Origin of the sequence: Pseudomonas sp. PS01298 (assembly GCF_029959745.1) — a bacterium.
GTDB classification, from domain to species: Bacteria; Pseudomonadota; Gammaproteobacteria; order Pseudomonadales; family Pseudomonadaceae; genus Aquipseudomonas; species Aquipseudomonas aylmerensis.
In genome coordinates this window covers 1-12,127 of record NZ_JASCPP010000009.1, presented here as the reverse complement: position 1 = coordinate 12,127, position 12,127 = coordinate 1, and the positions used below count along the sequence as shown (strand labels likewise).

Below are 12,127 nucleotides of genomic sequence, written 5' to 3'. Positions count from 1 at the left end.
CTGATGTTAGAGAGTTCCCTGGGAAGTTCAACGGGATGCAACGAGCCGACTGACAGATGCCAACGCTAACGCCCACATAAATAGTTGTTATATTTCAACAAGATAGAAAAGTCTTTCGAGCACTCGAGACCTCTACCCCCCAGGAAAAAACCCAAACACTTACGAAAAAGTAAGTGAATGCTTACAAGCGCAATTGCGAAAAAGTGTCATTGGAGACCTTGGGGTGATTTGCAGGCAAGAAAAAGCCCCGACACCGTCGAGGCTTTTTCCTTTCAATCCGCTCAGTCGTCGCTGACCGTTATCGTCGGCATTGCCGGCGCCGCCGCTTCCTGAAGGACGATCCGCGCGCCTACATGGCGGGCCAGTTCCTGATAGATCATGGCGATTTGGCCGTCCGGCTCGGCGGCCACGGTCGGTTTGCCGCCGTCGGCCTGCTCACGAATCACCATCGACAGCGGCAACGAGGCCAGCAACTCGACGCCGTACTGGGTGGCCAGTTTCTCGCCACCGCCCTCGCCGAACAAATGCTCGGCGTGCCCGCAGTTGGAACAGATATGTACCGCCATGTTTTCCACGACGCCCAGCACCGGGATGTTGACCTTGCGGAACATCTCCACGCCTTTTTTCGCGTCGAGCAACGCCAGGTCCTGAGGCGTGGTGACGATCACCGAGCCGGCCACCGGGACTTTCTGCGCCAGGGTCAGCTGGATATCACCGGTGCCTGGTGGCATATCGATCACCAGGTAATCCAGGTCGCCCCAGGCGGTCTGCGTGACCAACTGCAGCAGCGCGCCGGAGACCATCGGCCCACGCCAGACCATCGGCGTGTTGTCATCGGTAAGGAAGGCCATGGACATCACTTCGACGCCCAGCGACTCGATCGGCACAAACCACTTCTGATCCTTGACCTTGGGCCGCGTGCCTTCGGCAATGCCGAACATCACGCCCTGGCTGGGGCCGTAGATATCCGCGTCGAGGATGCCCACGCGCGCGCCTTCGCGGGCCAGCGCCAGGGCCAGGTTGGCGGCGGTGGTGGATTTGCCCACGCCGCCCTTGCCGGATGCCACCGCCACCACGTTCTTGACGTTGGCCAGGCCCGGGATCTGTGCCTGGGCCTTGTGCGGGGCGATCACGCATTGGATGTCGACCTTGGCCGAACTCACGCCGTCGAGGCCTTCAATGGCCATTTGCAGCATCTGCGCCCAGCCGCTCTTGAACAGCCCGGCGGCATAGCCCAGCTCCATCTGGACGGACACCTGGCCCCCCTGGACCTCGATGGCGCGTACACAGCCGGCACTGACCGGGTCCTGGTTCAAATAGGGGTCGGTGTACTGGCGAAGAACGGCTTCCACCGCTGCGCGATTGACGGCGCTCATGGGCAACTCCCGAAAAAAGACTGACTGAAACAGGCGGCTATCCTAACCGTTCCAGCGTCGTTGCGGCATGCTTTCGCCGGCAAGGAAGATTCTGAAACAGCAGCACGGGGTGAAATAAATTTCCCGGCGCTTTATAGTGGCCGACCTCCGTTTCATCAAGTAGCCGAGCCCCATGTCCGAGCCACGCAAGATCCTCGTCACCAGCGCCCTGCCCTATGCCAATGGTTCCATCCATCTTGGCCATATGCTTGAGTACATCCAGACCGATATGTGGGTGCGCTTCCAGAAGCATCGCGGCAATCAATGCATTTATGTCTGCGCGGACGACGCCCACGGTTCGGCCATCATGCTGCGCGCCGAAAAGGAAGGGATCACCCCGGAACAACTGATCGCCAATGTGCAGGCTGAACACAGCGCCGACTTTGCCGAGTTCCTGGTTGGTTTCGACAACTTTCACTCGACCCACGCCGAAGAAAACCGCGAGCTGTCGAGCCAGATCTACCTGCGCTTGAAAGATGCCGGGCATATTGCCACGCGCTCGATCACGCAGTATTTCGACCCGGAAAAGAAAATGTTCCTGGCCGACCGCTTCATCAAGGGCACCTGCCCGAAATGCGGCACTGAAGACCAGTACGGCGACAACTGCGAGAAATGTGGTGCCACCTACGCACCGACCGATTTGAAGGATCCGAAGTCGGCCATCTCCGGCGCCACCCCGGTACTCAAGGACTCCCAGCACTTCTTCTTCAAGCTCCCGGATTTCCAGCAGATGCTGCAAACCTGGACCCGTAGCGGCACCCTGCAGGATGCCGTGGCGAACAAGATCGCCGAATGGCTGGATGCCGGCCTGCAACAGTGGGACATCTCCCGCGATGCGCCGTACTTCGGCTTCGAGATCCCCGGTGAGCCGGGCAAGTATTTCTACGTGTGGCTGGACGCGCCGATCGGCTACATGGCCAGCTTCAAGAACCTCTGCGACCGTACACCGGAGCTGGACTTCGATGCGTTCTGGAACAAGGATTCCACGGCCGAGCTGTACCACTTCATCGGCAAGGACATCGTCAATTTCCACGCGCTGTTCTGGCCAGCCATGCTCGAAGGTTCGGGCTACCGCAAGCCAACCGGCATCGCCGTGCACGGCTACCTGACCGTCAACGGCCAGAAGATGTCCAAGTCCCGTGGCACCTTTATCAAGGCGCGCACCTACCTGGACCACCTGTCGCCGGAATACCTGCGTTACTACTACGCCTCCAAGCTGGGCCGTGGCGTCGACGACCTGGACCTGAACCTGGAAGACTTCGTACAGAAGGTCAACTCGGACCTCGTGGGCAAAGTCGTCAACATCGCCAGCCGTTGCGCCGGTTTTATCCACAAGGGCAACGCCGGTCTGCTGGTCGCCGAGAACGCCGCGCCGGAACTGACCGAAGCGTTCCTGGCGGCTGCGCCCAGCATCGCCGACGCCTACGAGGCGCGCGACTTTGCCCGCGCCATGCGCGAAATCATGGGCCTGGCCGACCGCGCCAACGCCTGGATTGCCGACAAGGCGCCGTGGTCGCTGAACAAGCAGGAAGGCAAGCAGGCTGAAGTCCAGGCGATCTGCGCCACAGGCGTCAACCTGTTCCGCCAGTTGGTGATCTTCCTCAAGCCGGTCCTGCCATTGCTGGCCGCCGACGCCGAGGCGTTCCTCAATGTCGCACCACTGACCTGGAACGACCACGCCACCTTGCTCAGCAACCATCAGTTGAACGAGTTCAAGCCGCTGATGACCCGTATCGACCCGGTCAAGGTGCAGGCCATGACCGACGCGTCCAAGGAAGACCTGGTCGCCAGCCAGACCGACACCGGCGAATCGGCTCCGGCCGGCAACGGCGAACTGGCCAAGGACCCGCTCTCCCCGGAGATCGATTTCGACGCGTTTGCCGCTGTTGACCTGCGTGTTGCCCTGATCGTCAAGGCCGAAGCCGTGGAAGGAGCCGACAAGCTGCTGCGCCTGACCCTGGATATCGGTGACGAGCGACGCAACGTGTTCTCCGGGATCAAGAGCGCTTATCCAGACCCGTCGAAGCTCGATGGTCGCCTGACCATGATGATCGCCAACCTCAAGCCACGGAAAATGAAGTTCGGCATCTCTGAAGGCATGGTGATGGCAGCCGGCCCTGGCGGCGAAGAGATCTACCTGCTGAGCCCTGACAGCGGCGCCAAGCCAGGCCAGCGTATCAAGTAAGCGTCTAGGCCTTCAGTGAGCGGGCCTGGTGTGGTTGGCCGGGCTTGTTGTGATTAGCCGGGCTTGTTGTGGTGAGCGGGCTTGCCCCGCGTTGGGGCGCGTAGCGGCCCTGAACCAGGCACCCAATTCTGTCTGTAGGAATGCGGCGGCCCTGATGGGGCTGCTTCGCAGCCCAACGCGGGGCAAGCCCGCTCACCACAACAGCCCTCCATAAGCTTTAAGCCACAAGCCACAAGCTGCAAGCTTCAAGCTAAGAGCTAAGAGCTAAGAGCCAGCTTATAGCTTGTAGCTTGTAGCTTGAGGCTTGTGGCTTGTGGCTTGTGGCTTGTGGCTTGTATCTAAACGCTCTGTTTGTCCAACCGGCATGCCAATGATTACTCCATGAATCTGATTCAACGTATCGACGCGCTGCTGCCGCAGACCCAATGCGGCAAGTGCGGGCACCCGGGTTGCAAGCCTTACGCCGAGGGCATCGCGCGTGGTGAGGCGATCAACAAATGTCCGCCCGGTGGGCAGGAAACCATCGTCGGCCTGGCGCTCTTGCTGCGTGTGCCAGCGCTGGAGCTGGACACCAGCCGTGGCGAAGCCCCGGCCCAGGTTGCCTACATCCGCGAGGCCGAATGCATCGGCTGCACCAAATGCATCCAGGCCTGCCCGGTGGACGCGATTGTCGGCGCCGCCAAGTTGATGCACACCGTTATCGTCGATGAGTGCACCGGTTGCGACTTGTGTGTCGCGCCCTGCCCTGTCGATTGCATTGAGATGCGCCCAACGGCCAGCGTGTTGCCGATTGTGGGCGGCTTGGCGACCAATGAGTCCCAGCGTCATGCACGCGGCCTGAAACGCGATCGCGCGCGGCGGCGCTTTGAACAGCGCAACGCACGCCTGCAACGGGAAGAAGCCTTCAAGCTCGCTGAACGCCTGGCACGGGCCAAGCGCGCCGCACCAGAGGTCCCCACGCCACCCGATGCCGCTCAGGCGGCACAAGACGCCGCGATCAAGAAGGCCAAGATCACGCTCGCCATGAGCCGCGCGCAACTGCATAAATCCTTGAAGGCATTCGGCCATCCGCCGACCTTTGAGCAGCAGTCGCAATTGATCGTCCTGCAGCAGCAGTTCGAAGCGGCGGAGCAGGCGCTGGCGGCCCTGGAGGTCACCGAGCGAGCGGCGCCGCCAGCGCAAAAAGACCCTGCGCTCAAACGCGCAAAAATCCAATTGGCGATGCGCCGCGCCGAATTGAAAAAAGCTCAGGACCTGAACGCCGACGAGCAGCAACTGGCGACCTTGAGCGCTGCGCTGTCCAGCGCCGAGCAAGCTTTGCATGACGCCGAGATTGACAGTGAGCAGCCCCGGCCCGATTTACAGCGCGTGGAAAAACGTCCGATCGACGCCCAACTGCGGCAGCTGAAAACGGCGTTGGCCTATGCTCGAGCCGATGTCGCCAAGTTACAACGCCAACCAGGCGTCAGTGCCGATCAACTCAAAGCCGCACAACACGCGCTGGAGCAAGCGCGGCACCGCGTGGACACTCACGTCGGCGCTTGACCCACTGCAGGCGACGCTGCCGTGCACCGTGGCGATGGTTTATCCTGCTCGGGTCATCGCCCGCGGGCCCGAAGCCTGGATCCACTTTTCATACTGATGTCGACCGTTTGCAAGGAACCCACCGCCCCATGAACGCCGCAAAACGCCTGGAAATTTTCCGCAGGCTTCACGAAGACAATCCGGAACCCAAGACCGAGCTGGCCTACACCACGCCGTTCGAGTTGCTGATTGCGGTGATCCTCTCGGCCCAATCCACGGACGTTGGCGTCAACAAGGCAACGGCGAAGCTGTATCCGGTGGCGAATACACCCGAGGCGATCTACGCCCTGGGAGTGGAAGGGTTATCGGAATACATCAAGACGATTGGCCTGTACAACAGCAAGGCCAAGAACGTGATCGAAACCTGCCGCCTGCTAGTCGAACTGCACGGCAGCGAAGTGCCGCAAACCCGCGAAGCCCTTGAAGCGCTGCCGGGAGTGGGCCGTAAGACCGCCAACGTGGTGCTCAACACCGCGTTCCGACAACTGACCATGGCCGTGGACACGCATATATTTCGGGTCAGCAATCGCACCGGAATTGCCCGTGGCAAGAATGTGGTGGAAGTCGAAAAGCAGTTGATGAAATTTGTTCCCAAGCCCTATCTGCTCGACTCCCATCACTGGCTGATCCTGCATGGGCGCTACGTTTGCCAGGCGCGCAAGCCTCGCTGCGGCAGCTGTCGGATCGAAGACCTGTGCGAATACAAGGAAAAAACCTCCGACGATTGAGCAATCATTGATTTTCTCGATCAGTCGATTGAAAAAATCTTTTTTACCCGCTCATGGAATATCGTTATAAGGAGCGCCAACGGCAGTCTTAGCCCGGAGTTAACCTTATGAGCACTGGCAAAGAACAACTGGAAGTGGAAGACGACCTCGTTGAGTCGGATGACGATGGGGCAGAAGCACCTGTGGCAGAGGTGGCCAAGACCAATCTGAGCAAACGCCGCACCATCGACAATCTTCTGGAAGAGCGACGCTTGCAAAAACAGTTGGCCGACTACGACTTCGACCTCTGATAGAGCCTGTAACGGCCGGAAGCCTCCTTTACGGAGGCTTTTTTGTGCCGGCACACCTGGATTGACAGCGGCCCTATACCAGACCGTTGCGTTGGGCCAACTCGATCAGGTCTACCAGCGACCGTGCATTGAGTTTGAGCAGCAAGCGTGTCTTGTAGGTGCTGACGGTCTTGTTGCTGAGGAACATGCCGTCAGCGATCTCCTTGTTGGTTTTGCCTCGGGCCAACTGTTGCAACACCATCATCTCGCGACCGGAAAGGCGCTCGACCATGTCAGCCTCGCTGGCGTTGCCCATGGTGGAGCGCACCGAGTTCAGCGCCTGGTTGGGGAAATAGCTGTAGCCCGAGAGCACCGCTTTTATGGCACTCAGCAACTCGGTCAGATCCTGCTGCTTGCACACATAGCCGGCAGCCCCCGCCTGCATGCAGCGCATCGAGAAATGGCCGGGTGCCTGCGACGTCAGCACCAGCACCTTGAACGGTGTGGCTTGCTTGGTGGACGACAGTCGGCAAATGACTTCCAGGCCGTCGAGCTTGGGAATTCCAATATCCAGTATGACAATGTCCGGCATATGCTCGCGCGCAAGTTGCAACGCATCGACACCGTTATCGGTCTCGGCAACGACCTCATAACCATGACGCTCCATTAGCATACGCACAGCAAGACGAATGACGGGATGATCATCCACGATCAGCACTTTATTCATGAGAAAGTCCAATTTCGCTGTTCGAATTATTCAGAGCAAACACAATAGCCTAGTCGTTTCCTAGTTGGCATAGCATTCACCCCCAAGTTAGAGCAACCAGAGACCCAACCCACAACCACTTCGGAATTAACCTACAAAAAAACGCCAACTCGGATGTGTCGAGATTTATGTGGCCTTTCAGACCTTTCCTGGGTCGCACATATTTTGAATGAAATATCCAACCAATTAGGGGGTTGGGGTAAACGCGGCGCACGCAACCTTCAGGAAATATCCCTTGCTTGGGGCGTAGGCATACGCGGGCCGGCGAAAAGCGGCCGACGCCCTCAGTTCCATTTGACATATCCATTTACACTCAAAATCTCCTACAGAACTTTCATAAACGCTTAGTCAAAACACACTTACATGTGTGAATTTTCTGTAAGACATAGTTCCTAGTCAGATGTAAATAATTCGCCCCCCTCCAAGAATCGACAATAAATGTTCAGGATTGAAACTTTTAACCCTTAACAGCTCGGCAACTTTAAACATTTATAAACATGAGACTGTGTTGCTTAATCGACAGGCAAAAAAAATGGCCCCTTGATAAAGGGGCCATTCTCACAACGCGTCTGACACTCAGAACAACTTGCGACCCTTATTGGCCGCAATGCGCATGCGCAGTGCGTTCAACTTGATGAAGCCCGCAGCGTCCGCCTGGTTGTAGGCGCCGCCATCTTCTTCGAAGGTGGCGATATTGGCATCGAACAGCGACTCATCGGACTTGCGCCCGGTGACGATCACGTTGCCCTTGTACAGCTTCAGGCGCACCACACCATTCACATGGGCCTGGGAAGCGTCGATCATCTGCTGCAGCATCAGACGCTCTGGGCTCCACCAGTAGCCGGTGTAGATCAGGCTGGCGTACTTGGGCATCAGCTCGTCTTTGAGGTGAGCCACTTCGCGGTCCAGGGTGATCGACTCAATGGCGCGGTGGGCGCGCAGCATGATGGTGCCGCCTGGGGTTTCGTAGCAGCCACGGGACTTCATGCCCACGTAGCGGTTCTCGACGATGTCGAGACGGCCTATACCGTGTTCACCACCGATACGGTTCAAGGTCGCCAGCACGGTGGCCGGGGTCATTTCGACGCCGTCCAGTGCGACGATGTCGCCGTTGCGGTAGGTCAGTTCCAGGTATTGCGGCTTGTCAGGTGCGTTCTCCGGGGAGACGGTCCAACGCCACATGTCTTCTTCGTGCTCGGTCCAGGTGTCTTCCAGCACGCCGCCTTCATAGGAGATGTGCAGCAGGTTGGCATCCATCGAGTACGGGGACTTCTTCTTGCCGTGACGCTCGATCGGGATCGCATGCTTTTCAGCGTAATCCATCAGCTTTTCACGCGACAGCAGGTCCCACTCACGCCAAGGGGCAATCACTTTGACGCCTGGCTTGAGGGCGTAGGCGCCCAATTCGAAGCGCACCTGGTCGTTGCCCTTGCCGGTAGCGCCATGGGAAATGGCGTCGGCGCCGGTTTCGTTGGCGATTTCAATCAGGCGCTTGGCGATCAGCGGACGTGCGATGGAAGTACCCAGCAGGTACTCGCCTTCGTAGACGGTGTTGGCGCGAAACATCGGGAAGACGAAATCGCGGACGAATTCTTCGCGCAGGTCGTCAATGTAGATCTCTTTCACGCCCATGGCTTGCGCCTTGGCACGTGCAGGTTCGACCTCTTCGCCCTGACCCAGGTCAGCGGTGAAGGTCACCACTTCACAGTTATAAGTATCCTGCAGCCACTTGAGGATCACCGAAGTGTCCAGGCCGCCGGAATACGCGAGAACGACCTTGTTTACGTCGGCCATGCCATCACTCCACGGGGTTGTACGGAAAGCCGTCGATTCTACCGACCAAAACCGTGAATTTACAGAGGCGCGACAGCAAATGAAGATAAAGCGACAGATTATGTCGAGTGAGCGACCGATGGTCGCATCACAGGGACGGGCTTATGACGTGTGTGCCGGGTTGCTCGGCGCAGTAGCCTGGGGCGCCGGTTTCTCGGGAGCGGCCACGCGCTCCAGCTGAATATTCACGCGGCGGTTGCGCGCCCGGTTGGCCGCATTGGTGTTGGGTGCCAAGGGATAGCTTTCGCCGTGGAAACGCATGGTGATCTGCGACTCCTGGATACCATTGGCCTTGAAGTAATCCATCACCGCCAACGCGCGGCGGCGCGAGACATCGCGGTTGGTGAGGCGATTGCCACTGTTGTCCGAATGCCCGTTCAACTCGATATGGTTGACGGTGGGGTCGGCCTTCATGAACGCAAGAATCACCGACAGTTTTTTCTTCGCGGCCGCATCCAGTTCGATGCCGCCACCGGGGAAACCGACCTCGGTCTGCTTGACCTGATCGTAATTCATCGGCAGCAACTTGGTGGTACACAACTGATAGTCGTTGTAGGCCTTGTTGAATTTCACCGGCAACAGGCGAATTTCCGAATAGCCGCCTTCGCGCCCGTAATGCCGCACGGTCGGGCTGCGTCCTTCCAGCAAACCGGTGAACAAGCGCCCGGCCTGGGCCTGAGAGCTGTTGAACAGTACATCGCCACTGCCTGCCCGCACCGCGCCGAGGTTGATATCGCCCCGGCCCGGTTGCCAAGGGGCAGCCGCCGCCAACAACGTAGCCGAGCCCGCGCCCAGCGCGCCGCTGTAGGCTTTCAGACGAAATGTTGCCTGCTCGCCGGCCCGGCGCACGAACTCACCCGAGCCGAAATCAGTGATTGGCTGGGTCAGACGGCACTCGAACTGATCGCCTTCCACCTTCCACTCAATATTCTCCAGACGTGTCTGGAACGTGAGGGCCATCGCAGGCAGGCTGGCGAACACACTGAGCAGGGCTAGATAATGCTGGCGCACGGGAGGCTCCACTGGTTTCTACAACACTTCAAAGCGTCATACATCGTTAAGGCATACCTAGGGCTATCGGTTGCATCCGGCAAAACTTGATAGCGAGTGCCTGCAAGAGTCTTTTCCGGTAGCATTCCCACCAGATTGACCCGCCTGGAATCCCCAATGTCCGACCGCCTGACCCTGCTGCGTCCCGACGACTGGCATATTCATCTTCGCGATGGTGCTGCGTTGCCTCAAACCGTGGCCGATGTAGCGCGCACGTTTGGCCGCGCCATCATCATGCCCAACCTGGTACCTCCGGTGCGCAACGCCGCTGAAGCCGACGCCTATCGCCAGCGTATTCTCGCTGCGCGGCCGGCCGGCAGCCGCTTTGAACCGTTGATGGTGCTCTACCTCACCGACCGCACCCAGCCTGAAGAGATTCGCCAGGCCAAGGCCAGCGGTTTCGTGCACGCCGCCAAGCTGTATCCGGCGGGCGCGACCACCAACTCCGATTCCGGCGTGACCAGTATCGACAAGATCCTGCCGGCCATCGAAGCCATGGCGGATGTCGGCATGCCGCTGCTGATCCACGGCGAAGTGACCCGTGGTGATGTCGACGTGTTCGATCGCGAGAAGATCTTCATCGACGAGCACATGCGCCGCGTGGTCGAGCTGTTCCCGACCCTGAAGGTGGTGTTCGAGCACATCACCACGGCCGATGCGGTGCAGTTCGTCACCGAGGCTTCGGCCAACGTGGGCGCGACCATCACTGCGCATCACCTGCTCTACAACCGCAACCACATGCTGGTGGGCGGGATTCGACCGCATTTCTATTGCCTGCCGATTCTCAAGCGCAACACCCATCAGGTCGCCCTGCTGGATGCCGCGACCAGCGGTAATCGGAAGTTCTTCCTCGGCACCGACTCCGCGCCCCATGCCCAACACGCCAAGGAAGCCGCGTGTGGCTGTGCCGGCTGCTACACCGCGTATGCCGCCATCGAGTTGTATGCCGAAGCGTTTGAACAACGCAACGCCCTGGACAAGCTCGAAGGTTTCGCCAGCCTCAACGGCCCGCGTTTCTACGGCCTGCCGGCGAACACCGACCGCATTACCCTGGTCCGTGAAGACTGGACCGCCCCTGCCAGCCTGCCGTTTGGCGAGCTGACTGTTATCCCGCTGCGCGCCGGTGAAACACTGCGCTGGCGCCTGCTGGAGGAAAGCAAGTGAGTGAAGACCATTACGATGACGAACACGAGCACAGTGGTGGCGGTTCCCGTCACCCGATGGCCGAGCGGTTTCGCGGTTATCTGCCGGTTGTCATCGACGTAGAGACCGGTGGTTTCAATTGCGCCACCGACGCCTTGCTGGAAATCGCCGCCACCACCATCGGCATGGATGAACAGGGTTTTGTGTTCCCGGAGCACACCCACTTCTTTCGCGTCGAGCCGTTCGAAGGCGCCAATATCGAAGCAGCAGCCCTGGAATTCACCGGGATCAAGCTAGATCACCCACTGCGCATGGCGGTGAGTGAAGAAGCGGCGCTGACCGACATTTTCCGTGGCGTGCGCAAGGCGTTGAAGGCTAATGGCTGCAAACGCGCAATCCTGGTAGGCCACAACAGCAGCTTCGACCTGGGTTTCCTGAATGCTGCCGTGGCGCGCCTGGACATGAAGCGCAACCCGTTCCACCCCTTCTCCAGCTTCGACACCGCCACCCTCGCAGGCCTGGCGTATGGCCAGACCGTACTGGCGAAAGCCTGCCAGGCAGCCGGTATCGACTTTGACGGACGCGAAGCCCACTCGGCGCGCTACGACACCGAGAAGACGGCCGAGCTGTTCTGCGGCATCGTCAACCGCTGGAAGCAGATGGGCGGTTGGGAAGACTTCAACGACTGACGGCGCGGTTGTGGCGCCCTGCTTGCCCTGATGTGGCAAGCCGGTTTGCCCTGATGTAGCAATGTGGCTGCGCTGTTGTGGTGAGCAGGCTTGCCCTGCGTTGGGCTGGGCAGCAGCCCCATTGGCACCCACAGGGTTTATCAGGTAAACCGCAGGGTCTGGTTTTGGGGCCGCTGCGCGGCCCAACTCAGGGCAAGCCTGCTCGCCACAAGAGGCCTGCTCACCACGAGAGGCTTGTTCCCCACACGAAGCCTATTCACTAGAAGAAGCTTGTTCCCCACGGGGAGCCTACTCACCACAGCCTGCTTGCCTTGATGCGGCAATGTGGCTGCTGTGTTGTGGTGAGCAGGCTTGCCCTGCGTTGGGCTGCGCAGCAGCCCCATTGGCACCCACAGAGCTTGTCAGGTAAACCGCAGTGTCTGGTTTTGGGGCCCCTGCGCAGCCCAACGCAGGACAAGCCTGCTC

The 12,127-nt window shown here is 59.4% G+C and carries 10 protein-coding genes; 6 read left to right on the top strand and 4 right to left on the bottom strand.

Going from position 1 to position 12,127, the window contains the following annotated elements; all coding sequences use genetic code 11:
- Positions 1-281: 281 nt before the first annotated feature.
- The gene (apbC, locus tag QMX97_RS06005; protein WP_065906755.1) at positions 282-1,376 is read right to left on the bottom strand and encodes an iron-sulfur cluster carrier protein ApbC; all 1,095 of its coding nucleotides are present in this window, start codon (positions 1,374-1,376) and stop codon (positions 282-284) included.
- Positions 1,377-1,548: 172 nt separating this feature from the next.
- On the opposite strand from apbC, the gene metG reads away from it, so the two are divergent.
- From metG to QMX97_RS05985, 4 genes are all read left to right on the top strand, one after another.
- A complete protein-coding gene (gene metG / locus QMX97_RS06000) occupies positions 1,549-3,600 on the top strand; it encodes a methionine--tRNA ligase (RefSeq protein WP_282396433.1) in 2,052 nt (683 codons plus the stop codon).
- A gap of 381 nt (positions 3,601-3,981) precedes the next feature.
- The gene (gene rsxB / locus QMX97_RS05995) at positions 3,982-5,145 is read left to right on the top strand and encodes an electron transport complex subunit RsxB (RefSeq protein WP_282396432.1); all 1,164 of its coding nucleotides are present in this window, start codon (positions 3,982-3,984) and stop codon (positions 5,143-5,145) included.
- Positions 5,146-5,273: 128 nt separating this feature from the next.
- Entirely contained in the window at positions 5,274-5,912 is a 639-nt protein-coding gene (nth, locus tag QMX97_RS05990; protein ID WP_065906761.1) for an endonuclease III, read from the top strand.
- Positions 5,913-6,019: 107 nt separating this feature from the next.
- Positions 6,020-6,202: a hypothetical protein gene (locus tag QMX97_RS05985; RefSeq protein ID WP_028619066.1), complete on the top strand. Its 183-nt coding sequence runs from the start codon at positions 6,020-6,022 to the stop codon at positions 6,200-6,202.
- Between the two features lie 73 nt (positions 6,203-6,275).
- On the opposite strand, the gene QMX97_RS05980 is transcribed toward QMX97_RS05985, so the two are convergent.
- From QMX97_RS05980 to QMX97_RS05970, 3 genes are all read right to left on the bottom strand, one after another.
- Positions 6,276-6,908 carry a response regulator transcription factor gene (locus QMX97_RS05980; protein WP_017844627.1) on the bottom strand — a complete coding sequence of 211 codons (633 nt, stop codon included), beginning with the start codon at positions 6,906-6,908 and terminating at the stop codon, positions 6,276-6,278.
- A gap of 615 nt (positions 6,909-7,523) precedes the next feature.
- Entirely contained in the window at positions 7,524-8,741 is a 1,218-nt protein-coding gene (locus QMX97_RS05975) for an argininosuccinate synthase (RefSeq protein ID WP_007938916.1), read from the bottom strand.
- Between the two features lie 141 nt (positions 8,742-8,882).
- Positions 8,883-9,791, bottom strand: a complete 909-nt coding sequence (locus tag QMX97_RS05970) for an OmpA family protein (RefSeq protein WP_065906763.1) — start codon at positions 9,789-9,791, stop codon at positions 8,883-8,885.
- Between the two features lie 156 nt (positions 9,792-9,947).
- Here QMX97_RS05970 and pyrC point away from each other — a divergent pair, with 156 nt between their 5' ends.
- The gene (pyrC, locus tag QMX97_RS05965) at positions 9,948-10,994 is read left to right on the top strand and encodes a dihydroorotase (RefSeq protein WP_282396428.1); all 1,047 of its coding nucleotides are present in this window, start codon (positions 9,948-9,950) and stop codon (positions 10,992-10,994) included.
- Positions 10,991-11,662: a ribonuclease T gene (rnt, locus tag QMX97_RS05960; protein ID WP_010564138.1), complete on the top strand. Its 672-nt coding sequence runs from the start codon at positions 10,991-10,993 to the stop codon at positions 11,660-11,662. Before pyrC ends, rnt begins: the two co-directional genes overlap by 4 nt.
- The last annotated feature ends 465 nt before the right edge of the window (positions 11,663-12,127 follow it).